Genomic DNA, 23,832 nt, shown 5'->3' with positions numbered 1-23,832 from the left:
CTCACCTACGGCCATACCCGAAATAGACTCAAAAAGGCACCTTCAAAAAGATGACGCCTCTTTATTAAAGAAAATACCATAGTAAACCAGAACCATCAATTAAACTTGCAGCAAAAACAACAATCATAAAACAAGCTGATGAAAACATACCACCATCTTTCTGAGTTTAGAAAATTAGATAACGCCGTTGCCACGATAGGAACTTTCGACGGAGTCCATTATGGACATCAGAAAATCATCAAAAGACTTTGTGAACTGGCAAAATCTACTGGTGGCGAGAGTGTAATCCTAACCTTTTTCCCGCATCCAAGAATGATCATCGATCCTGAAAATCAGGATTTGAAACTCATCAACACGATAGAGGAGAAAATAAAGATACTTTCGGAATTGGGCGTTGATCATTTGATCATCACTCCTTTTACCAGGGATTTTTCCAACCTTAGTCCTGCGGACTACATTAAAAACATTTTAGTAGATACAATAGGCATTAAACAGCTGATTGTAGGTTACGACCATCGCTTTGGGAAAGACCGCAAAGGTGGTTTGCAGGAGCTTGAAATGTTATCCAAGCAATTCGACTATAAAATTGAAGAAATCGCGGAACAGGATGTGGATGATGTAGGGGTAAGCTCTACGAAAATCAGAAAAGCATTGCTGAATGGTGAAGTGGCCTTGGCTGCAAATTATTTAGGCTATAATTTTTCTATCCATGGCCGGGTAATTAAAGGCGATAAAATCGGCAGGACGATTGGTTTTCCAACAGCCAATATCTTTCTCGAAGAAACTTATAAACTGATCCCTTCCGACGGGATTTACGCGGTTACCATTGATATGGGCAGCGAATCTTATAAAGGAATGGCCTATATCGGCCAGCGCCCAACTATTAACGGCATGACCAGAAATATTGAAGTCAACATTTTTGATTTCAATAAAGAGATCTATGGTCAATATATCACGATGACTTTCCTGGAGTTTTTACGTCATGATGTGAAATTTACAGGATTAGAAACGCTTAAAATTCAGCTTCATCAGGATAAACTAGACACCTTAGCTTATTTTGAAAAAACGAAGTAATCCGCATTTAAAAGCCTTTTTACTCGAAAAAAAGGCTTTTTTTTGCTATATTTACGGCAATGAGGTTTTTATTATCTGCTATATTTTTCTTTTTCAGCCAGGTAATTTCCTTGCAAACTGCACAAGGAAAAGGTGTCCATCAGGTGAACCCTTATGTGAGCAAATCAAATTTCAGCACAAAAAAACACTATTTCAATCCACTTTCTAAAGCACGTACTTCTTTAAAGAAGGTCTTTTTTGAGGGCATTTCCTATATCAGTCATCCGACACAAAAACAATCCTACACGCCCTGGTTCTTTCTAAGGAATACAGATAAAACTTTATATATTCCACTGGTTGTTAACAGAACGTATCACGTATTTCAGAATTTTGGATATGCATATATTTTCAATTTTCTATATCCTAAACATGTTTTTTGGTAGCTAAATATTGTCGAAATCCCATCGATATTATTTTATAACTTTAAAAAAACACATTTTCTATGATACATTTACCCGTATTAATCACCGACTTAGGTTTAATACTTGCCGCAGCTGCGATCACTACCCTATTATTTAAAAAAATAAAACAGCCACTGGTGTTGGGATACATTCTTGCCGGACTTCTGGTTGGCCCACATATCAATTTTATTCCTACCGTTACCGACAATGCCAGCATCACAATCTGGGCAGAAATCGGGGTGATCTTCTTACTTTTTAGCTTAGGACTGGAGTTCAGTTTCAAAAAGCTGGTCAAAGTGGGTGGTTCCGCTTCCATTACGGCAATTGTGGAAGTCGTATTTATGCTCTTGATTGGTTTTGCCGCTGGTAAGGTCATGGGCTGGTCTACGATGGACAGTATCTTTCTCGGAGGTATTCTTTCTGTCTCTTCTACAACGATCATTATACGTGCATTTGAAGAGCTTGGCGTAAAACATAAGAAGTTCGCCGGACTGGTTTTCGGGGTACTGATTGTAGAAGACTTAGTGGCTATTTTATTATTAGTATTGCTATCTACCCTAGCCGTGAGTCAGCAGTTTGCAGGTGCAGACATGCTGATCTCTATTCTAAAACTTAGTTTCTTCCTGATTTTATGGTTCATTGGGGGTATTTTCTTAGTACCTACTTTCCTAAAAGCAACAAAGAAATTAATGAATGATGAGACGATGCTGATTGTCTCTATTGCTTTGTGTTTATTAATGGTATTACTGGCCGTTAAAGTGGGTTTCTCTCCTGCCCTTGGTGCCTTTATCATGGGTTCCATCCTGGCAGAAACAACGCAGGCAGAACGTATAGAACACCTGACGAAGTCTGTAAAAGATCTTTTTGCAGCGATATTTTTCGTATCCGTAGGGATGATGATCGATCCAAGTATCCTGATCGATTATGCAGTACCAATTTTTGTGATTACCATCGCTACGATCTTAGGAAAGTTCCTGAGTTCAGGCATGGGCGCCTTACTTTCCGGTCAGCCTTTAAAAACTTCTGTACAAACAGGTTTAAGTTTAGCACAAATCGGAGAGTTTTCATTTATTATCGCCACGCTGGGTTTAACACTAAAAGTGACCAGTGATTTCCTATACCCTATCGCGGTAGCAGTATCTGCAATCACTACTTTTACCACGCCTTATTTAATTCAGGCTTCTGAACCTTTTTACAATTTCCTTGAACGTACACTACCTAAAAGATGGGTGGAAGCCATCAATAGATATAGCTCAAGTACCGCTGGTATTACCACAATGAGCGACTGGAAAGTCCTCTTGAAATCTTATACTTTTAATACGATTATTCACTCGGTAATCATTATTGCCATCGTTTTTCTGGGTTCAAAATACCTACAGCCTTTTATTACAAAAAACATCATCAACGGTCATAATGGAATTATCATCAGCTTAATCCTGACATTGATCCTCATGACGCCTTTCTTGTGGGCATTGGCGATTAGAAAAATAGAGAAAAAAGCCTACTCTCATTTATGGCTGAATAAAAAATATACTCGTGGTCCACTGGTGGCTTTAGAGGTACTGAGAATTTCATTGGCGCTGTTCTTCGTTGGCTTCCTGATTTATCAATTCTATAGCAATTGGATTGCTGTAGTGGTGGCCATTGCACTAATTATTCTGGGAATGTTTATTTTCTCCAGAAAACTCCAGGGATTCTATAATAAGATGGAAAGCAGATTCCTATTGAATCTGAATGCCCGTGAAAAGCAAAATGAACAACCAGAGATTTTGCCTTGGGATACCCACCTTGCCGAATTAGTGGTCGCTCCAGAATCAGAATTGGTCGGAAAAACATTGATCGAATTGTCAATAAGGGAAAAATACGGGATCAATATTGCCTTGATTGAGCGTGGAAAAATCATGATTCCAACGCCAGGAAGAGACGAAAGATTGTACCCGAATGACAAGGTATTGGTGATCGGTACAGATGATCAGCTGGCTGCCATCAAGCCAATGTTTGAAGGCGCAAAAGAAGAGCTGCTGGAAGAATCACATTTCCCTAAAAAAGATATGACACTACAAAAAATTGTGATTAACAGCAGTTCTCCGGTTTATGGCCAGAGTATCCGCAGTTCCGGAATCCGAGAAAAAACACAGGGATTGGTTGTCGGCGTAGAACGAAAAGGAGAAAGGATATTAAATCCGGATTCTAATTTGGTCTTCGATAATGAAGATATTGTATGGATTGTTGGTAACAGCAGGAAAGTACCTGAACTTTTCAGTTAAACCTTAAATCTATCTTCGGTGCCAAATTCTCCGCATGAATAGCCTCAAAATTTAGATTGCCCAGCCCCCAAAAGTCGAATAATTTTGGGGGCCTTTTATTTGTCGGCTATAGAAAAAAATGGGTTGATAAAGAGGTTTGCCTTAAACTTTCTACTTATTCGATGAATCAAAAAACCTATGCCTGGATTACGGTGTTTATATTTTAACGCATAATGATGCGAATAAAGTAGTTTTCCTTAAAAAAGGAATTAATAGAGATCATGAGACGATAAATCATATATAAGCTTAATTTAGGACTATGCTTTTAAAAATCACAACTACATTTGAATGAAAATAGACGCTGAAAAAAGTGAATTTTTAGAGGAGATGCTGGAACATTGGCAGGAACAAAAACTATTGAGTTCCGCAGATGTAGAAAAGCTGCGCAGCAGCTACGAAACCAAACATTTTGACTGGAGAAGGTTGGCTCAATATTCGTTTTGGATTGCAATGGCTTGTGGGGTCATTTCCCTTGGCGCATTATTGGTAGACAATAAAGTGCTCAAATATCTGGAAAGCTTGTATCAGACTTCTGATGGTGTGATCAGTTTGCTTTCTGCAATTGCTGCAGGCTATTTGTATTACCTTAGTTTCAAAAGAAAAAAAACGAAGTCGCAGGAAGTATTTAGCAATGAAGCATTGGTCTTTACTGCCGTGATGCTCACCGCCAACGCCATCGCTTATTTAGGAAAGGCGATTCATGCCGGCGGCACACATTTTTCATTACTACTCCTTATTGCCCTAGCCATCTATGGTATTCTCGCTTATGTTTTTCAATCCAGACTGATTTGGGCATTTGCGTTGATTTCTCTTGGCGCCTGGTTTGGGACAGAAAGCGGTTACCTATCCAGAGGAAACTGGTACTTTATAGGCATGAACTATCCCTTACGTTTTGTATGTTTTGGCTTAGTGCTCACCGCATCTTCTTTCCTAATGAAAGGTTCTTCCAGACCAGTCAAAAGCTTTTCTTTATTCCGCAGAAGAACACTTTCAGAAACCAGCTCATCAGAAAGCACTACAGCACCTGAGCCTATAAAAGAATCAGCAGCAATCATCACTTCTGATAGAAGTCTGGGCCACTTTTTCCAGATCACTTACATTATAGGCATGATGTATCTTTTCTTCTCATTATGGCTGCTTTCTGTATTTGGAAATTTCGGAACATTAGAGGAATGGTATGGCGTAAAACAGCTGAGCTTATTCTATTGGGCGATAGTTTCTGCTGCAGCCTGTGTCATTAGCATATTTATCGGCTTAAAATACAGAGATGACATTGCAAGGGAATTCGGTATTACTTTTCTTTTCATCAATCTTTATACCCGATATTTCGAATATTTCTGGGACAGCTGGCATAAAGCACTTTTCTTTTGTGTGCTTGCAGCCTCCTTCTGGATCATCGGAAGAAAAGCAGAAAAGATATGGAACCTCGAATTTCTTAAGCAGTGAAGAAGCTGAATGTGCCCCCTAAAACCAATAGTTAATATTTGAAGCATACTTATTGGCTTCAAATGAAAAGTTCATTTCTATTTTTTGAAGCCGTAGATATAGATGATTTTCACAATGTGATAAGCAGATAATGCAAAAAACAGCAAGGCAATACCTTTGTTGACCACATAACTGCTTAACGTGAATTTCTCTTGTATATACTGTGCAAAACGCGCAAAACCATATAATGCTAAAGCAGCACCGATGCCTGATCCTATACTAAAAACCGTTAAAGAAAGATAACCAATGTCGATCCACTCTTTAGAGATCAGGTAAGTTCCAACAAATAACCAATAAGGAATTTGCATAGGATTTACCACCCCAAGCAGCATTCCATATTTAATACTGTCTTTTTTTGAATAATCGGCCTTCGGCATTTCTTTTCTTGATCTCCAGGTGATCAGCCCCAGAATTCCAAACATAAAGACCATCACCACATCAATCATACTGCCCAGTTGAATCTCACTGGAAAGCCATTGTACAAATCTCATCACCCCAAAAGTGAACAGAATCTCTATTGCAGAAAAGGCGCCAATAAAATAAAGTGCCTGTCTGATTCCTCGGGTAATCGTAATCTGAACTACTGTAAGGTTGATATTTCCCGGAGGAATGTATCCAACCATGTTCAAGATTATCCCTAAAAAGAGTGTTAAAAATAGCATGCGCGAAGATACAATTATTTCATGTGTGCTGATAAATACTTCGCAGTATATGATGAATTAGCGGATACCAAATCCTCTGGCGTACCTTCAAAAACAACATCACCTCCTTTATCACCACCTTCCGGACCAATGTCAATGATCCAATCTGCCGATTTAATCATGTCCATATTGTGCTCTATCACCAGGATGGTATTCCCTTGTTCAATCAAAGTATTCAAAGCGATCAGCAGTTTCTTAATATCGTGGAAATGCAAACCAGTTGTTGGTTCATCAAAGATGAATAGGGTCTTGTTGGCATTGTTCCCTTTGATCAAAAAAGAAGCAAGTTTGATCCGCTGTGCTTCTCCACCAGATAAGGTGTTTGAAGACTGTCCAAGATGCACATAGCCTAATCCTACCTCTACCAAGGGCTGTAGCTTTGTTAATATTTTTGGTTCTCCTTTGAAAAATGCAACGGCTTCATCAATGGTCATATCCAAAATATCCGCTACATTTTTCTCATTATAAGTAATGTCGAGTACCTGTTGTTTAAATCTTCTTCCTCCACAAGCTTCGCAAGGAAGATAAATGTCGGCCATGAATTGCATTTCAATTTTCACTTCTCCCTCTCCCTGACAAACATCACAGCGTCCACCTTCTACGTTGAAAGAGAATGCAGCAGGCTTTAATCCAGCAGCTTTCGAAGCAGGCAAAGCTGAAAACAATGCCCTCACATCATCCCAAGCCTTTACATAGGTTACAGGATTGGATCTGGACGACCTTCCAATTGGATTCTGATCTACCATTTCTACCTGACTCACCAATTCATAATCCCCGTAAATCCCATCATATGAACCGGTTTGCTCTCCAGCATAATTGCCTATCGCCTTTTGTAAAGCAGGATATAAGATCTTTTTGATTAAACTGGTTTTCCCACTTCCAGAAACACCACTCACTACTGTGAAAACACCTAAAGGAAATTTCACATCAATGTTTTTTAGGTTATTTTCCCTAGCACCTTTAATCAGCACATGGTCTTTCCATGCTCTTCTCATTGTAGGAATTGCAATCTTTTCAGCTCCGGAAAGGTAACGTCCGGTAAGGCTGTTTTTATCTTTTATAATTTCGTTATAAGTCCCGCTGAATACCAAATGACCACCATGAGTTCCTGCTTCAGGACCTATATCTATAATATGGTCTGCAGCTTTCATCATTTCTTCTTCATGCTCAACCACCAAAACAGTGTTTCCAACATTTCTCAAGGAGATGAGCACTTCGATCAGTTTATGGGTATCTCTTGGGTGTAAACCGATACTTGGCTCATCCAAAACATAAATAGAACCAACCAAGCTACTTCCTAAAGAGGTGGCCAGGTTAATTCTTTGCGACTCACCACCTGATAAGGTGTTAGATAAGCGATTTAAGGTTAGATAGCCTAATCCTACGTTATTTAGGAACAAGATACGGCTGCTGATCTCTGCCAATAGTCGCTTTGCAATCTTGGTATCATTATCAGATAGTTTCAAATGATTGAAAAACTCAAGGATAGTTTCCAAAGGCATCAAAACTACATCAATAATTGACTTACCGTTGATCTTCACATAGGACGCATCTTTACGCAATCTTGATCCTTTACAGTCCGGACAAACCGTTTTTCCACGATATCGGGAGAGCATCACCCGGTATTGAATTTTAAAGGTCTGCTCTTCCAGTTCTTTAAAAAAGGCATCCAATCCAGCGAAATATTTGTTTCCCGTCCAGATTAACCTTTGCTGTTGTTCAGTAAGTTCATTAAAAGGACGGTGAATAGGGAAGTTAAATTTATCTGCGTTCTTGATGAGCTTATTCAGCCATTCGCGCATTTTTTCTCCTCGCCATGGGGCGATTGCACTATCATATAAGCTTTTACTCTTATCAGGAATCACAAGATCTTCATCAATTCCAATTACATTTCCGTAACCTTCGCATTTTTTACAAGCGCCATAAGGATTGTTGAAACTGAAGAAATTAGGGCTAGGCTCATCGAAACGAATGCCGTCCAATTCAAAACGATCACAGAAATGATTGGATTTCCCATCATGTTCTACATATAAATCACCTTTTCCTTCGAAAAAGCCTGTTTGCACAGAATCCGCCACACGGCTTAACGTTTCTTCCTCTGTATTCACTACAATCCTGTCGATTAGAATTCTCACCGTATCGGCATCCGACAGTTCAAAATCTTCAAATGAAGTATCCTCAAGAATACCTTCTATTTTCAAAATTTCTCCTTTATAAAAAATTCTAAGAAAACCTTTTTGCAGTAATACCGCCAGCTCTTCTTTAATAGACCTATTGTTGTGCGGAAACAATGGGCAGAAAATCGTAACGACACTTTCAGGCTCTAAACCAGAGATAAAATCAACCACTGTGCTTACCGTATCTTTTTTTACGATTTCTCCCGATACCGGTGAAAAGGTTTTGCCTATTCTGGAAAATAATAATTTCAGATAGTCGTAAATTTCTGTAGAAGTGCCTACTGTAGACCTCGGATTTGAAGTGATCACCTTTTGCTCAATCGCAATTGCCGGTGCTATACCTTTAATGTAATCTACATCCGGCTTGTTCATTCTACCCATAAATTGACGGGCATAAGAAGAAAGACTTTCTACATAACGTCTTTGACCTTCGGCATATAGCGTATCAAAAGCCAGGGATGATTTCCCTGAACCCGACATTCCGGTGATCACCACCAGTTTATTTTTAGGGATGGCTACGTCTATATTCTTCAGATTATGGACTCTGGCACCCTTTATGATTATATGTTGATGTGGATCTTTATCGATTTCGTTATTCATTGAATATGGATAGAATAGTGCTAAGATAACCCAAAAAAAGCAATATTGCCATTTTTGAGATGATGCAAAAATAAGGCCTTCGATCCGGTTTTAATTTTTTTTAACAGTTTTTCTATTGGATTCTAATAAAAAATTGGTTCTTTTGGGGAACTAACAGACAAACTAAACCACTAACTAACAGGAGAAAGATATCGATTAAAACATCTACTACGTATTTTATAGCAATTAGCAGGGAACTTATTAGTACGGATACTCCTATGAAATTAGAATTATATAGTGATCAGGACTTGGTGAAGTCATATCTTACCGGTGAAGAATCAGTTTTAGAAGAACTTCTCAAAAGACACAAGTCGAAAATATACACCTCCATCTATCTTTTAGTAAAAGATCAATACCTCGCCGAGGATATTTTTCAGGATGCTTTTATAAAGGTGATCAATACACTCAGATCTGGTCGTTACAATGAAGAAGGTAAATTTTTACCATGGGTGATGAGAATTGCACATAATCTCGTGATCGATTATTTTAGACGTGAAAAACGTGCACCAGTAATTACCAGTGCCGATGGTACAGATATCTTTAACTTGCTTCAGATCCATGAAGAAAGTGCAGAAGAAAAAATGCTGAGAGAACAAACACATTTTGACCTGCGTGCAATGATTCATTTATTGCCGGATGATCAGAAAGAAGTACTCATTATGCGCCATTATGCCGATCTAAGTTTTAAAGACATTGCAGAACTTACAGATGTGAGTATCAATACCGCTTTAGGAAGGATGCGCTATGCCCTGAGTAATCTTAGAAAAATGATGAAAGTGAAAGAAATTTCCTGATCTTTTTAAAAGGAGAAAAAGGGATGATCCATATTACAGATCGTTTAAGATGATTTGATCATCTTTGATAACACTGCGCAAAAGGACTGAAACTCGCGCTTTAGATCAGCAATGCTCCCCTTCTCAAAAAGCGGAGCTATTGACCGGAAAAGATGCAACAAACTAGTTACATAAAATTTAGTTTAGGTTAAAATAAATATATCACAATAACGTTTATATTAGTGAACGAACATATATTGTTGCTTATGATGGAAACTTTTACTTTTTTTAACACGTTAAATTGCTCATTGCAAAAGCAAGAAAAACCTGCTGCAGATGCAGTTATAGAACTCGACATGATGTTCTATGACCAAATTAGGCCTCAACTGGATGGCTTAAGGAAAAGTCCTTCTGATGAAACCATCGCGAAAATTTTAGCCTACTCCAGAGCCAAGTAATTTAGAAACGAACTGAAGCTGCCACTAAATCTGGCAGCTTTTTCATTTTAAAGGCTTTAGGACTTACTTAAGCCAATTTTATAGTCTGCTACTTTTTCCTGGGGATTTATGAATCCTTCCTAAGTTCTTCTCATTATATTTGCGAATGCTCAAAAAAGACCGGTACAAACTTTTTGTCGAACACTTTGCAACCAAACAGCCAAATGCTGAAACGGAACTACATTACAATAATCCATACCAATTATTAGTAGCTGTAATTCTTTCTGCTCAATGCACAGATAAACGAATCAATCAGGTAACACCTGCACTTTTTCAACGTTTTCCAAATGCAAAAGCCTTATCTGAGGTCACACCAGATATTGTGTTTGATTACATCAGAAGTGTGAGTTATCCGAATAATAAAGCAAAGCATCTGGTAGGAATGGCCCAAATGTTACTAAATGATTTTAATAATGTGGTTCCATCTGCTATTGATCAATTACAAAAAATGCCGGGTGTAGGTCGGAAAACTGCAAACGTGATCGCATCTGTCATTTATAATGCGCCTGCGATGGCTGTAGATACCCATGTTTATAGAGTTTCCAGGAGAATAGGCCTTTCTACAGGAAAAACGCCGCTCGCCGTAGAAAAGAATCTGGTAAAGAACCTACCTGAACACACCATTCATGTGGCTCACCATTGGTTAATTCTACATGGAAGGTATGTTTGTCTGGCCAGATCACCTAAATGCAGCATTTGTGAAATCACAAATATTTGTAAATATTTTCAACAAAATAATAAAAAAACTAAATTAATTAGCGACACAGAGGCTTGATCAAATAATAATAATTTTATTTCTTGCATTAGATTAAACAATCGTTATCTTTGCTAAGATAATTAGCATGTAAGTAAGGTTATTTGTTCTTCCAACGGTAATATTTTATCTTACTCCCAGAATTTAACAATATGAGCGTAAACGCAGACAAATTAAAAGCATTACAACTTACTTTAGATAAGTTAGAGAAGTCTTATGGTAAGGGTACCGTAATGAAATTAGGCGACAATGCTGTAGAGCCTATTGAATCTATTTCCACAGGATCGATCAGTTTAGACATTGCTTTAGGCATTGGTGGTGTTCCAAAAGGAAGAGTAATAGAAATATACGGTCCTGAATCGTCTGGTAAAACAACTTTAGCAACGCATATTATTGCAGAAGCGCAGAAAAAAGGTGGAATTGCTGCTTTTATCGATGCAGAACATGCATTTGATAAAAATTATGCGAAGAAATTAGGCGTTGATGTAGATAACCTATTGATCTCTCAACCAGATAATGGTGAACAGGCTTTAGAGATCGCTGATAACCTAATCAGATCAGGCGCTATTGATGTGATTGTAATTGACTCCGTGGCTGCATTGGTTCCAAAGGCAGAGATTGAAGGTGAAATGGGTGATTCTAAAATGGGATTACAAGCACGTTTAATGTCTCAGGCATTACGTAAACTAACCGGAACGATTGCTAAAACTGGATGTTGCTGTATCTTCATCAACCAATTACGTGAAAAAATTGGTGTGATGTTCGGGAACCCGGAAACTACTACTGGTGGTAATGCATTAAAATTCTACGCCTCAGTACGTTTGGATATCCGTAGAACTTCTCAGATTAAAGATTCAGATGAGGTTTCTGGAAATAGAGTAAAAGTAAAAATTGTAAAAAATAAAGTTGCTCCTCCATTCAGGATAGCGGAATTCGACATTATGTTTGGAGAAGGTATTTCTAAAGTAGGTGAAATTATCGACTTAGGTGTTGATTTCAATATCATTAAAAAAGCAGGTTCTTGGTTCTCTTATGGAGAAACTAAACTTGGTCAGGGAAGAGATGCGGTAAAACAATTACTATTGGATAACCCAGAATTATCTGAAGAAATTGAAGCAAAAATCAGAGCAGAAGTAACCGGCGACAAACTGGAGGAACTTCCTGCACAAGCATAAGACTACACGCCTTTAAAGACGTAACACAAAAAAAGGGCGATCATAATTGATCGCCCTTTTTTTGTGTTTATTTTCTAGATCTATCAAATGGATCTTGATTCACTACTGAAGTTTCATATATTTTGCATCAACGTAGATGGCTACAATGATCGCTACAATAATTGCAGCGAGCAAAACGGCTAAACCAAGGTAATTTTTCTGTTTATCTTGTTTTATCAACCAAATGATAAAAATGATGAAGGGAATCAGCATTAAGCCGAAAAAAATAAAACTCGTAGCACTCATAATTAGCTGTTCTTATATTAAAAATTCATTCTGGAAATAGGCGCAACATCTTGTCCCACAAAATCCGCTTTTAAGTATTTCTGATAACCAGCAATAGCAATCATTGCCGCATTATCAGTGCAATATTCGAAAGCTGGAATATAAACATTCCAACCTAAGTCCAGCGCCGTTTTTTGCAGTTCATCTCGTAAGCCACTGTTTGCAGAAACACCACCAGCAATCGCAATTTCTTTAATCCCATATTGCTGAGCAGCCTTCTTTAATTTGTTCAACAAAATATGAACAATACTATGTTGAACTGAAGCGCAAATATCATCTAAATGTTCCGATATAAAGTCAGGATTTTCCTTTTCTTGCTTTCGGATGAAATATAAGATCGAGGTCTTTAATCCGCTAAAACTAAAATCTAAATCTTTGATCTGAGGTTCTGGAAATTTAAATGCCAAAGGATTTCCTGATTTTGCATGACGATCAATCAATGGTCCACCAGGATATGGAAGGTTCAAAATTTTTGCAGTTTTATCAAACGCTTCTCCAGCTGCATCATCAAGCGTCTCTCCCACAATTTCCATATCAAAATAATCTTTAACCAACACAATCTGAGTGTGACCACCAGAAACTGTCAGACATATAAAAGGAAAAGCAGGTTTTGGATCATCAATAAAATGAGCCAAAATATGTGCATGCATGTGATTTACGGAAATTAATGGCAAATCTAACGCTAAAGCAAAAGATTTTGCAAATGAAACCCCAACCAACAATGAGCCTAATAAGCCAGGCCCACGGGTAAAAGCAACGGCATTTAGCTGCTTTTTGTCTACATTCGCATCAATTAAAGCTTGCTGTATAACAGGGACAATATTTTGTTGATGTACCCTTGAAGCAAGTTCAGGGATGACACCACCATAATTTTCATGAATTGTTTGGTTTGCAATAACATTGGCAGTAATTTTGCCGTTGTTACAAATAGCAACCGAAGTTTCATCACAAGAAGATTCTATAGCGAGGATTATTGGCACAATGATTATTATTATTAAGCTACAAAACTATTAAAAAACTATTAAAAATACTTCTTTGGTTTGTTGCATCAGTGTTATTACTAGTTGCGATTCTATTATTCGCGCTTCAATTCAAGCCTGTGCAGACTTTTGTCGCAAAAAAAGCAGCTGATTATTTATCTAAAGAGTTAAATACAACCATATCACTATCGGGAATTTACATCAAACCTTTTAAATCCCTTGTTCTAGAAAACCTACTGGTACTCGATCAACAAAAGGATACCCTCTTAAATACACCAAAATTTTTAGTTGATTTAAATCAGCTTTCTCTCAAAAAAAGAATTGTTGATGTCAATACGGTACAACTCAATAACGGCGCATTCTTCCTTAAAACCTATAAAGACGGAACCACAAATCTAGATTTTATCATAGATTACTTTGATTCTGGCGCCCCTAGTGTAAAAAAGAAAAAGCCTTTCAAACTTACTTTCGATCGGGTGATTCTTAACAACTTTGGTTTTAGGTATAAAAATTATAAGTACGACACGGTGATGAGAGGTGTAAATTTTGAAGATATCCAGCTCAGTAACCTGAATGGAATTCTTGAAAAATTAAACACTAAAGATCATATTCTTCAGGCAAACATCAAAAATCTAACATTTAAGGAAAAAAGTGGGTTTTACCTTAAAAACTTAACGACATTCGCTACAGTAGATTCCAATAAAATAGAGTTAGAGCGTTTGTTACTGGAAACCAATCATTCCAAGTTAAAGGACTATTTTAAAATGAGCTTTAGCCGATATAGGGACTTCAGAGACTATGTGAATAAAGTTAGAATGAAAGCCAGCTTTAAGGATAGCCATATTGCTTCCCGAGATGTATCTTACTTCACCTCTGAACTAGATCAGATGAATTTAGAGTTAGATGTAGACGGACAGATTACAGGCCTAGTGAAAAATCTGCGTGCCAAAAATCTAGCGATTAAAGCAGGAAAAGCAACTCACATTAAAGGAGATTTTGCACTTAAAGGTTTACCCGTTCTTAAGGAGACTTTCATGGACCTTAAAATTGAGATGGCAGGAACCAATAAAAAGGATTTGGACGATTTACTCACCAGTGTGACTGGAAAAAAGACTAAGAAAATTCCTGAAATTATCTCCAAATTTGGTAACGTCAATTTCAATGGTTCCTTTACTGGCTTCCAAAATGATTTTATCGCCTATGGCGAGTTTAAAACAAAAATTGGACGCCTGGTTTCTGACGTCAATATGAAAATCGATAAACAAGGTATTCCTTCCTATTCTGGTAATGTCAAAACTTATGATTTTGACCTCGGTGACCTAATCAACGAAAAGAGCTTGGGAAAAATTACTGCAGCGCTAAATGTCAAAGGCCGGGGAACAGAAATCAAAAATCTTACCGAACGATTGGATGGAGAAATTGACTACATTGATTTTAACAATTATAGGTATAGAAATATTGATATAGACGGAACTTTTGAGAAAAAGTATTTTGATGGCAGTGTGAAAGTTAATGACAAAAATCTTAACATGATTTTTGACGGTGGGGTAAACTTAAACGGAAAACTTCCAGAGTTTAATTTTAAAGCTAATATTAAAAATGCCAGACTAAAAGCATTGAAACTCTATAAAGATTCACTTCAAATTGATGCGATATTCAGCACCAATTTTACGGGGAATAATTTAGATAATATCCAGGGAAATCTGCTTTTACAACACGTTCAACTCAATAATGTTAAAGGTATATACCATATTGATTCCATCCAATTGAGCGCCAATGGAATGGGTAAAGACAGAAGCCTAGCTGTAAATTCAGATATCTTAGATGCAAGTATCAAGGGTCAATACGACCTAAATACACTTCCATCCTACTATAAAGCGCTTGCAAAAACATATATTCCATCATTAAAAGCGGATATAGTCAATTATAAAGACCAAATCTTCAAATTTGACCTTAAAATCAAAAAATTTGAACCCGTTGCTCAGCTCCTGGTACCCGGTCTGGAAATAGAGGATCAAGCTGTTTTTCTCGGAAACTTTGACTCACAAAAAAATGTAGCAACTATAAATGGGTTTGTAAAAAAACTTAAGTATAAAGGGATAGTAGTCAATAACATCATTGTCGATGAAAATACCTCTACAAATCAGTTACAGGCCATTATTACATCGGATCGTGTTGACCTTAACGATAGCTTGTATATCAAAAATGTGAATATTTCGAATATTCTTAGAAATGACAGCTTAAGTCTCAATGTCAAACTCGCAAATGCAGATGATGCCAATTCACTGGATTTAAACGGACTCGTTGAATTTGCGACAGACACTGTAGGTCGCATCACTATCTTACCTTCCATTTTGAAAATAAATAATGAAGATTGGAAAATTCAAGAGAAGGTTAGAATCAGCTTCCATGATGGGAAAACTCAAATTAGTAATTTTGACCTAAGTAACGGTCCGCAGTTATTAACCATAGATGGAATTCTGTCCAACGACCCCACAGACTTACTTCAAGTCGGATTTAATCAGTTTGACCTTAAAACACTAAATCCATTTGTAAAAACCCTGGGAGTCAAACTCGCCGGAAAATTAAATGGCGAAACAAAACTTTATCATGTCTTAAAATCTCCGAAAATTTCAGATGATATCACCATTGATTCCCTTAGTTTTAATGACACTTATATTGGACGTCTCACGGATACCTCTTCTTTTCATCAGGCGGAAAACGTGGCGAATATCTATACCAGTATCATGAGCCGCGATAAAGAAACCTTAAAAGCAACAGGAAGTCTAGACCTGGAGAAGAAAGAAATAGACCTGCATGTTAAACTGGATGAAACTGAAATGGCCGTATTAGAGCCGTTTGTTAAAAAGCTTGTTTCAAAATTAAAAGGAAATATTTCCGCAGATCTTGCCGTAAAAGGTCCTTTCGAAAAACCCGCTATCAATGGAGAAGTATCATTTGATAAAGGGAAAATGACGATCAATTATCTGCAAACTGCTTATACACTAAATGATCAGGTAACTATAGAAAATAGTGTAATTAAAGTGCATAACCTAAAGTTATTAGATGTAGATAATAATCAGGCCATTGCCAATGGTACTGTAGATTTAAATAATCTGGATAATCCTACCATTGATGCCGTTATTAAAGCGACAAACTTCATGGCACTAAATACTACAGAAAAAGACAATCCTGTTTATTATGGTCAGGCTTACGGTACAGGAACTTTCATTTTTAAAGGCCCAACTAATCGTATGTACATCGATATTGATGCAAAAACAGAGAAAGGAACTGTCTTTAATCTACCATTGAATAGCTCTGAGACAGTTTCAAGTAAGGATTTCATCACCTTTGTAAGTAAAGACACTACCAAAATAGTGAAAAAACAAAACAGTTTTGATGGACTTACCATGAATTTAAAACTGGATGTAGATCCTAATAGTGTCGCCAATATATTCACCAGCTTAGGCAACCTGAGCGGGCGAGGAAATGCAACCGACCTTACTTTAAAAATCAATAGTCAGGGTGATTTCGATATGACAGGAGACTACATCATTGAAAATGGTAGTTTTGATTTTACTGCTCAGGAAGTCATTAATAAAAAATTCAGTATAAGACAAGGTGGTACCATCCGATGGACGGGCAACCCAACCATGGCCCAAATCCAATTGAAAGCCATTTACTCCCTTAGAACGAGTCTAAGAGACTTATATACTGCTGCGAATAGAGATGGTAACAATAAGGATGAACGTGTATTAACGGAAGTAGAAATGGGCTTATCAGGTCTATTATTAAAGCCTGACATCAAACTGGATATCTTCTTTCCATCCAATCCGGCCATTAAAGAAGAAATGCAAGCTTACTTCAACGACGCAAACAACCTTAATCTACAAGCACTTAGCTTAATCATTAGAAGGAGTTTTGCCCCAGGAACAGGAAATGAAGACTTAGGAAAACAGTTAACCAGTGGAGTAACCAGTACAGCAACGGAGCTATTATTTAATCAGCTTAATAATGTACTATCTTCTTTGAATCTGGACTTTGTTGATTTTAATGTCCGCTCATTAACCGAAGCAAATGCTTCTTTCAGATTGTTTAATGATCGCGTGATCTTAAATGCAGGTATCGTAAACAGAGGAAGCACCAATGACCTGTCATTAAATGGATTCTCCAGAAATAATGTAGGCGGTGAGGTGGAGATTCTTGGTTTAATTAAGAAAGATGGAACTCTGGTTGGAAAACTATCCAATAAACCTCCTACGCAGCAAACCATCTTTACCACCTCAGGTATCAATCAAAATAACAATGTAACAGCATTGGGGCTGGTTTATACACAGCAATTTGATAGTTTTAGAGAGTTCTTGAAAAAGATCACTGGCCAGTACAAAAGGGATCAAAAGAAAAAAGCCCAGCATGGGGAAACCCCAAAAACCAGGCAATTAATTAATAAAGAGGCCATTCTTAATGAACAGCAAAAAAACAATCCGAAAAGATAACCGATTATCCCTTCATAATCTGATGTCCCATTTTATCACGTTTGGTTCTCAGATATTGCTCATTATGTACATTACTCTCAATTTCTATAGAAATATTCTCTAAAATTTCTAATCCATATCCAGTCAGACCGGCACGTTTTGTAGGATTATTTGACATCAACCTCATCTTTGAAATACCTTGAGCCCTTAGGATCTGCGCACCAACTCCATAGTCTCTCTCATCTCCTTTAAAACCTAATTTTATATTAGCTTCTACAGTATCAAATCCAGCATCCTGGAGATTGTACGATCTTAGTTTGTTAACTAGCCCAATGCCTCTTCCTTCTTGGTTCATGTATACAATAAGTCCTTTACCTTCCTTATCAATCATTTCCATTGCCTTATGTAATTGCGGGCCGCAATCACAGCGACAAGAGCCAAAAATATCCCCGGTAACACATGAACTATGGACTCTCACCATAACAGGTTCATCCTCCGTCCACTTTCCTTTACTTATTGCCAAATGCGTTGCACCGGTATCTAATTGCGTATAAGCCGTCATCTTGAAGTCTCCCCATTGAGTAGGAAGATTAACTGTTACCTCTTCTTGAATTAAACTTTCTTTACTCAATCTATAAGCAATAAGATCTTTTATTGAAATAATTTTGAGTTTATGCTGAGCAGCAATCTTTACAAGATCGGGTAGTCTGGCCATCTCACCATCCTCCTTCATAATTTCAACTAAAACACCAGCTGGTTCCATACCCGCCAGTCTTGCTAAATCAACTGAAGCTTCGGTATGACCTGACCTCCTTAATACTCCTCCATCTTTTGATCTCAAAGGAAAAATATGCCCTGGTTTACCTAATTCATCAGGGTTTGTATTTGGGTTGATCAATGCCTGTATGGTCTTTGATCTATCTGATGCAGAGATACCCGTAGTACAGCCGTAGCCGATTAAATCCACAGAAACAGTGAAATTTGTCTCATAAGCCGCTGTATTTTTACCAACCATGAGTTCCAAACCAAGTTCGTCACATCTCTCTTCTGTTAAAGCAGCACATATTAATCCTCTTCCATGGGTCGCCATAAAGTTAATTACTTCAGGTGTTGCATTTGCAGCAGCAGTCAGGAAGTCTCCTTCATTTTCTCTGTCCTCATCATCAACAACAATAACCACTTTACCAGCTTGTATTTCAGCAATAGCTTCATCTATTGCATTAAGTTTGATTTCCATTTTTTGAAATATATCTATGTACAAACACTAAGATTGCCTGCTTGTTTAACTATTAAGATTAAGTACAAAGTTACAACCTTCCTATTCAATATCCTTCGCTAAAATATCATAAATAAGTAATGAATATGAGCCATTATAATTTATAGTTAGCTGCCGTTATACCTTAGATTTTGATTTCTGTTTTTTCTTTTTAAAAAGGCCCGTTATCGATTGTTTAATCGCATTAATATCAAATAAGGCAGAATCAACAGTTGCTTTATAGGTCAGGAATGCCCCTACTGGAGACAATATAATAATCGCTAACCAGGGTCCAAAGAATGGAGCTAATGTACCTGTTATAGCAGATTTCTCCGCTACAGTAGCGATGATATGATAAATTAAAAAGAATACTATCGCCATCACCACTGGTAAACCTAGTCCTCCCTTTCTAATAATTGCACCCAACGGGGCACCAATGAAAAACAGGAGTAAGCATGATACAGCTAAAGTGAATTTCTTTTGATACTCAATTTCAACTTTTATAATATTACGAACCTTATCCGAATAATCAGCTAGTCTACCTGAAACAGTTTCCTTAATAGTTTTAGCCTGATCCAATGCAGATTGAATAGACCGCAACCGATCTCCAGCGGGCAAAACCTTCAATACAGGTCCTGTAACCTTCTTCTCAGCCACATTGACCTTAGTATAACCTTTCACATAGTTGTTCTGTTTAAAGTAGCTAGAGATGGTCATACCAGCAAACTTATTGATGCTATCTAATTCTTTTGTTAAAGAATCTTGCTTTTTGACTAATCCTTTTAGATTGAGCATTTGGGTGTTATTTCTAAAACCTTGCTCATCTGTACGGTTCATTTTAAAACTAGATATATCAAATTTTTGATCTGTTTCTTTGAATCGCATTCGAGTGAACTGTTGTCTTGGATTATATGAAGTATTTTCACCACTGGACTCTTCATATCTTACCCCATTTTTTAGCTTTAAAAGGAGATTCTTGTCGTCGCTAGCCATTTTACCTTCTTTCGCGATGATGATTTTTGCGATCCCACTATTACTCGTATGGTCATAAATCATCACCCCTTCCAGCGTAACGCCATCCTCTCCCTTTTTATCTACCCGAATGGAATACCCTGGAATACTATTATTGAATACACCCTCCTTAATTAGAAAAGATAGTTTCTTGTTTCGTATATCCCACAATAGAGAGCCAAATTTCAAATTGGCCTTTGGCAGCATCACGTCTGAAAATAGGAAGGAACCAATGGCTATAAATACAATCAATACCAATAAAGGCATCATTGCCTTTTGAAGTGATACCCCAGCTGATTTTATAGCGACCAACTCATAGTTCTCACCTAACGTTCCAAAAGTCATTATGGATGACAAAAGGATCGAAAGTGGAAGTGCCATGGAAACATTCGCAGCTGATGCATAGTACATCAGTTCCAGAATTACATACCATTCAAAACCCTTTCCAATTAAATCATCGACGTACTTAAATAAAAAGAACATCAATAAAATAAACATCACAATTAAAAATGTGACGAAAAATGGCCTAATAAATGCTTTGAGCAGAAGTAAATGAATCTTTTTCAATATGCAAAGGTAAACAAAGCAACTGAAAAATTATGCTCCAAGCACACTATGTAAATAGGTTATCTGGTTATCCCATATTAATGTGCGTTCTGCAAGTGTATCTTCCGTGGCAAAGTCTGTAATAGAAAGTGCAACATCGTTCGTTAATTCGTCTTGAACGATTTCCATTTCAAAATAACAATGCGGTTCATCATCCAGCCATTTAAATTTCACCAATTTATTCTCTTTAATACTTAAAAGCTTCGCTTTCTGTATTTCGTCATCCCATGTAAATGTATAAACCTGGTCACGGAAAATCACATCGTCGGCAAACCATTGAGACAAGCCATTTGGCTCGCTAATAAAGCTAAACAAAATTCGTGGGGATGATCTCAATTCGTATTCTAACGTAAACTTTTTCTTTTCTGACATCGATGGATCCTTACATTCTGAACTAATGGACAATTTTTTTTTTATTTATTTCTAAAGGAAAGTATTTTTTTCTATATTTGCAACTCTTTAGAAAAGAAGATCCCCGGCGGGGTAGCTCAGATGGTTAGAGCGCAGGATTCATAACCCTGAGGTCGGCAGTTCGATCCTGCTCCCCGCTACTGGTAAAAAGCTCACTGAAAAGTGAGCTTTTTTGCGTTTAAACCAGTTTGTTATCAGTTATTTAGGGAAATACGCTTTTCAATATCCCAAGATTTTTATTCAAAAAAGCACATTTTTTTACGCTTGATATGGGGCATATCATATGGTTAAATAAAGCTAAAATACCTAAAAAAAAACACTTCATTTACGTAAACCAAAAACATAAAATTTAAGCATTTTCAGGACACAAGTACGCTCTTTAGGTTAAAAATGAAATTTTTTTCTGATCATTTAATCCGTAAAAAGTCAATAATAACAAAAATATTGAGTGAAATTAGGGGGGAGTATTACCAGAATTTCGGTACTATTTAAAAATATTTTGATTCTTTTTTTTCACCTTAAACCTAAATCAACAAAACAGATCTTAATGGAACATTTTAAAACCATGATATAAGTTCAACCTCCTTGCAAAAAAAACGCTAATAATTGATTACGATTAAGTACCATGCCATTAACCGTTTATTTGAGTTGGTTTCGGATAAATTTAGCGCTTTTTAGGCATCAACAATCATCACACCCTTATAGATCATTTTATACTCCATACCGTCCTATTGATGAAGTTTATGCTGAAATCGTCTTTGTAACTGATTTCAATATACTTCCCATAGTTGAATAGCTACAGCTGGCTTGTCATACCCCATCTTCGTTCCAATTCTGGAATTTCCTATATAATCATACCCCGCTAAAATTTCCGTTATTTATAACAATGCAACCAATACTTACCGGCCGTCCTTTTTTGGCTGATATTTAAGATGAGTTCCATATAGATCTGCCTGTTATTTGACAATAATCAATATAAAAAAATTCTATTGAACCAATTTACCAATCTCGTGGAACTACTATTCCATTAAAACATGTCAAATGTTCTAGCAATGAAAACAAAATCGTGTCCATTAGCATCAAATTTAATCGTTGCAGAGCTCCAACAAGGCCGATAGGATAAATGGGTCAATCATAAAACCCGTGGAGAAGGGTTAAAAATATAGTTTTGAATTTTATACTTATGTCATCAGGTACTGCATCACTGCTCAGATTATTTCTGCCAGATTTTATACTAGAGAATTTCGAATTCAAGGGAGCTGTAGAAGATAGTGAGAGCTTTCAAAGCTAATTAGAAGAAATAAATACTCCTCCATCGGAATGGGATGGTATTAAGGTTTTATCCAAAATTTTTTTTCCTCAGATTGTGATTCAGAATTTCCCTGTTCTTGGGCACAAGGTGTTTTATCATATCAGACGACGAAGGTACCTTAATACAGAGACAGGTAAGGTGGTTTATCGGAATTGGACTTTAGTAGAAAGAGAACGGGAATGACAGGAGATTTCACGGCTTTTTTAAAAAAGCTCAATCGATACAGCCACCAGTAGTGTTGACACTATCAGTTCATTTTATGTTGGAAAGACCAAAAACCTGCTTCGCCAATAACGTGATTACCTCAATGACTTTAAAAGCTGGGACCAGAAATCTCAAGCGAAAAAATAGCTCTTATATCCGGAAAATCTCGGTGATCAACTTTCCATAGATGAAACCAGGCTGTCCCATGGTGAACCTTATATTATTCTTACTAATAAGGCAGCAAAGGGTAAGAAAGGCACTATTTTGTTGCTATTGTAGCAGGAACCAAGGAGGAAACTGTCATTTCAGTACTACAAAGGATCCCTGAAAGTACAAGAAAAAAAGTCACCGAAGTTACTCTTGATATGACAGGTAATATGGAACTGATTTACAAGCGTTGTTTTCCCAAAACAACAAGGGTAACCGATCGGTTTCATGTACAGAAACTAGCTACTGAGGCATTACAGGAGAGGCGGATTAAGCATAGAAGTGAAGGCTATGGATGTAGAAAATGAAGCCATAGAGCGCTCACTAAAAACAGGCTGTTCATTTCAATCGGAAATACTACACAATGGAGATACGATCAAGCAATTGCTAGCTCATGGCAGATGTGTCTTGTATAAAAAATTTTCGGCCTGGACAGATACCCCAAAGGATCGTGCTGAACTGTAATTCGGAATATTTCCAGATCTAAAAACGGCTTATGGACTTAGTATGGGGCGTAGTCACCTATTTGAAAACACAAAAGACAAAGTTTTTGCGCTAGCCAATCTAATTAAATGGCATAAAAAAGTAAGACAGGCGGGCTTTAAGACTTTTAATACAATTGCAAGATCAATACAAAACCATATTGAACTACTTTGATAATAGATCAACTAATGCTTCCGCAGAATCTTTCAACGCTAAAATAAAGGCATTCAGATCGCAACTCAGAGGTGTTAAAAATATTGAATTCTTCCCATTTAGACTAACTCAGCTGTATGCCGAAATTCAAAAAAAGAACCATTCCTCAACAAGTTTTGAGATTGTTCCAATAAAATCCAATGTTTGGAGGCATAAAAAAGGCTATATACAAGAAAAGCCTGTAGTTTTCACTACAGGCTTACTTTAAGATTTGGCACCGACCTACTCTCCCACGTGTTACCGCAGTACCATCGGCTCTGGCGGGCTTGACTTCTCTGTTCGGAATGGGAAGAGGTAGACACCGCCGATATAGGCACCTAAATATTTTTA

The 23,832-nt window shown here is 37.2% G+C and carries 18 protein-coding genes, 1 tRNA gene and 1 rRNA gene; 12 read left to right on the top strand and 8 right to left on the bottom strand.

Annotated features, from left to right (window positions below; genetic code table 11):
• Nucleotides 1–138: 138 nt before the first annotated feature.
• From H9X96_RS18135 to H9X96_RS22970, 3 genes are all read left to right on the top strand, one after another.
• The gene (locus H9X96_RS18135) at nt 139–1,074 is read left to right on the top strand and encodes a bifunctional riboflavin kinase/FAD synthetase (RefSeq protein WP_187667644.1); all 936 of its coding nucleotides are present in this window, start codon (nt 139–141) and stop codon (nt 1,072–1,074) included.
• A 481-nt stretch (nt 1,075–1,555) separates the two neighbouring features.
• Complete coding sequence (locus H9X96_RS18130; RefSeq protein ID WP_187667643.1) at nt 1,556–3,781, top strand: cation:proton antiporter; 2,226 nt, start codon at nt 1,556–1,558, stop codon at nt 3,779–3,781.
• A 327-nt stretch (nt 3,782–4,108) separates the two neighbouring features.
• Nucleotides 4,109–5,266 carry a DUF2157 domain-containing protein gene (locus tag H9X96_RS22970; RefSeq protein WP_255431166.1) on the top strand — a complete coding sequence of 386 codons (1,158 nt, stop codon included), beginning with the start codon at nt 4,109–4,111 and terminating at the stop codon, nt 5,264–5,266.
• A 77-nt stretch (nt 5,267–5,343) separates the two neighbouring features.
• Here the strand turns inward: H9X96_RS22970 and H9X96_RS18115 are convergent, their stop codons facing one another.
• Nucleotides 5,344–5,928, bottom strand: coding sequence for a lysine transporter LysE (locus H9X96_RS18115; protein ID WP_255431165.1), 585 nt, complete (start codon nt 5,926–5,928; stop codon nt 5,344–5,346).
• A gap of 53 nt (nt 5,929–5,981) precedes the next feature.
• Entirely contained in the window at nt 5,982–8,783 is a 2,802-nt protein-coding gene (gene uvrA, locus H9X96_RS18110; RefSeq protein ID WP_187667641.1) for an excinuclease ABC subunit UvrA, read from the bottom strand.
• A gap of 257 nt (nt 8,784–9,040) precedes the next feature.
• Between uvrA and H9X96_RS18105 the strand changes: the two genes are divergently transcribed.
• The 4 genes from H9X96_RS18105 (at nt 9,041) to recA (ending at nt 12,021) form a co-directional block, all read left to right on the top strand.
• Entirely contained in the window at nt 9,041–9,616 is a 576-nt protein-coding gene (locus tag H9X96_RS18105) for an RNA polymerase sigma factor (RefSeq protein ID WP_187667640.1), read from the top strand.
• A 287-nt stretch (nt 9,617–9,903) separates the two neighbouring features.
• A complete protein-coding gene (locus H9X96_RS18100; protein WP_187667639.1) occupies nt 9,904–10,053 on the top strand; it encodes a hypothetical protein in 150 nt (49 codons plus the stop codon).
• 145 nt (nt 10,054–10,198) lie between these two features.
• Nucleotides 10,199–10,867 (top strand): endonuclease III, encoded by a 669-nt coding sequence (gene nth / locus H9X96_RS18095; protein ID WP_187667638.1) that lies wholly within the window; start codon nt 10,199–10,201, stop codon nt 10,865–10,867.
• Between the two features lie 131 nt (nt 10,868–10,998).
• Nucleotides 10,999–12,021, top strand: a complete 1,023-nt coding sequence (gene recA / locus H9X96_RS18090) for a recombinase RecA (protein WP_062546926.1) — start codon at nt 10,999–11,001, stop codon at nt 12,019–12,021.
• A gap of 102 nt (nt 12,022–12,123) precedes the next feature.
• Here the strand turns inward: recA and H9X96_RS18085 are convergent, their stop codons facing one another.
• Together H9X96_RS18085 and tsaD are read right to left on the bottom strand one after the other, a co-directional pair.
• Nucleotides 12,124–12,306: a hypothetical protein gene (locus H9X96_RS18085; RefSeq protein WP_062546925.1), complete on the bottom strand. Its 183-nt coding sequence runs from the start codon at nt 12,304–12,306 to the stop codon at nt 12,124–12,126.
• 17 nt (nt 12,307–12,323) lie between these two features.
• Entirely contained in the window at nt 12,324–13,325 is a 1,002-nt protein-coding gene (tsaD, locus tag H9X96_RS18080; RefSeq protein ID WP_187667637.1) for a tRNA (adenosine(37)-N6)-threonylcarbamoyltransferase complex transferase subunit TsaD, read from the bottom strand.
• Nucleotides 13,326–13,444: 119 nt separating this feature from the next.
• Here tsaD and H9X96_RS23130 point away from each other — a divergent pair, with 119 nt between their 5' ends.
• Nucleotides 13,445–17,821 (top strand): translocation/assembly module TamB domain-containing protein, encoded by a 4,377-nt coding sequence (locus H9X96_RS23130; protein ID WP_370576756.1) that lies wholly within the window; start codon nt 13,445–13,447, stop codon nt 17,819–17,821.
• Between the two features lie 4 nt (nt 17,822–17,825).
• On the opposite strand, the gene H9X96_RS18070 is transcribed toward H9X96_RS23130, so the two are convergent.
• From H9X96_RS18070 to H9X96_RS18060, 3 genes are all read right to left on the bottom strand, one after another.
• Nucleotides 17,826–19,037, bottom strand: a complete 1,212-nt coding sequence (locus H9X96_RS18070; RefSeq protein WP_187667635.1) for a bifunctional 3,4-dihydroxy-2-butanone-4-phosphate synthase/GTP cyclohydrolase II — start codon at nt 19,035–19,037, stop codon at nt 17,826–17,828.
• Nucleotides 19,038–19,193: 156 nt separating this feature from the next.
• Nucleotides 19,194–20,633, bottom strand: a complete 1,440-nt coding sequence (locus H9X96_RS18065) for an LptF/LptG family permease (protein WP_187667634.1) — start codon at nt 20,631–20,633, stop codon at nt 19,194–19,196.
• A gap of 30 nt (nt 20,634–20,663) precedes the next feature.
• A complete protein-coding gene (locus H9X96_RS18060) occupies nt 20,664–21,044 on the bottom strand; it encodes an START-like domain-containing protein (protein WP_187667633.1) in 381 nt (126 codons plus the stop codon).
• Between the two features lie 105 nt (nt 21,045–21,149).
• On the opposite strand from H9X96_RS18060, the gene H9X96_RS18055 reads away from it, so the two are divergent.
• The 4 genes from H9X96_RS18055 (at nt 21,150) to H9X96_RS22945 (ending at nt 23,710) form a co-directional block, all read left to right on the top strand.
• Nucleotides 21,150–21,223, top strand: a tRNA-Met gene (locus H9X96_RS18055).
• Nucleotides 21,224–22,871: 1,648 nt separating this feature from the next.
• On the top strand, nt 22,872–23,114 hold the full coding sequence (locus H9X96_RS22960; protein WP_370576758.1) for a transposase: 243 nt from the start codon (nt 22,872–22,874) through the stop codon (nt 23,112–23,114).
• Complete coding sequence (locus H9X96_RS22955) at nt 23,098–23,271, top strand: hypothetical protein (protein WP_255431164.1); 174 nt, start codon at nt 23,098–23,100, stop codon at nt 23,269–23,271. The genes H9X96_RS22960 and H9X96_RS22955 overlap by 17 nt, the downstream gene beginning before the upstream one ends.
• 154 nt (nt 23,272–23,425) lie before the next feature.
• Complete coding sequence (locus tag H9X96_RS22945; RefSeq protein WP_370576755.1) at nt 23,426–23,710, top strand: transposase; 285 nt, start codon at nt 23,426–23,428, stop codon at nt 23,708–23,710.
• Nucleotide 23,711: 1 nt separating this feature from the next.
• Here the strand turns inward: H9X96_RS22945 and rrf are convergent.
• A 5S ribosomal RNA gene (rrf, locus tag H9X96_RS18040) occupies nt 23,712–23,823 on the bottom strand.
• Nucleotides 23,824–23,832: the final 9 nt, after the last annotated feature.

Source organism: Pedobacter sp. N36a (assembly GCF_014472395.1).
Lineage (GTDB): Bacteria > Bacteroidota > Bacteroidia > Sphingobacteriales > Sphingobacteriaceae > Pedobacter.
Note: the sequence above shows the minus strand (reverse complement) of the source record. Positions and strands in the feature narration are given on the sequence as shown.

Bases quoted from the DNA above. Each gene is read 5' to 3' on its own strand.
- H9X96_RS18135 (WP_187667644.1), top strand. From the start codon at position 139: ATGAAAACATACCACCATCTTTCTGAGTTTAGAAAATTAGATAACGCC.
- H9X96_RS18130 (WP_187667643.1), top strand. From the start codon at position 1,556: ATGATACATTTACCCGTATTAATCACCGACTTAGGTTTAATACTTGCC.
- H9X96_RS22970 (WP_255431166.1), top strand. From the start codon at position 4,109: ATGAAAATAGACGCTGAAAAAAGTGAATTTTTAGAGGAGATGCTGGAA.
- H9X96_RS18115 (WP_255431165.1), bottom strand. From the start codon at position 5,928: ATGGTTGGATACATTCCTCCGGGAAATATCAACCTTACAGTAGTTCAG.
- uvrA (WP_187667641.1), bottom strand. From the start codon at position 8,783: ATGAATAACGAAATCGATAAAGATCCACATCAACATATAATCATAAAG.
- H9X96_RS18105 (WP_187667640.1), top strand. From the start codon at position 9,041: ATGAAATTAGAATTATATAGTGATCAGGACTTGGTGAAGTCATATCTT.
- nth (WP_187667638.1), top strand. From the start codon at position 10,199: ATGCTCAAAAAAGACCGGTACAAACTTTTTGTCGAACACTTTGCAACC.
- recA (WP_062546926.1), top strand. From the start codon at position 10,999: ATGAGCGTAAACGCAGACAAATTAAAAGCATTACAACTTACTTTAGAT.
- H9X96_RS18085 (WP_062546925.1), bottom strand. From the start codon at position 12,306: ATGAGTGCTACGAGTTTTATTTTTTTCGGCTTAATGCTGATTCCCTTC.
- H9X96_RS18070 (WP_187667635.1), bottom strand. From the start codon at position 19,037: ATGGAAATCAAACTTAATGCAATAGATGAAGCTATTGCTGAAATACAA.
- H9X96_RS18060 (WP_187667633.1), bottom strand. From the start codon at position 21,044: ATGTCAGAAAAGAAAAAGTTTACGTTAGAATACGAATTGAGATCATCC.
- H9X96_RS22955 (WP_255431164.1), top strand. From the start codon at position 23,098: ATGGATGTAGAAAATGAAGCCATAGAGCGCTCACTAAAAACAGGCTGT.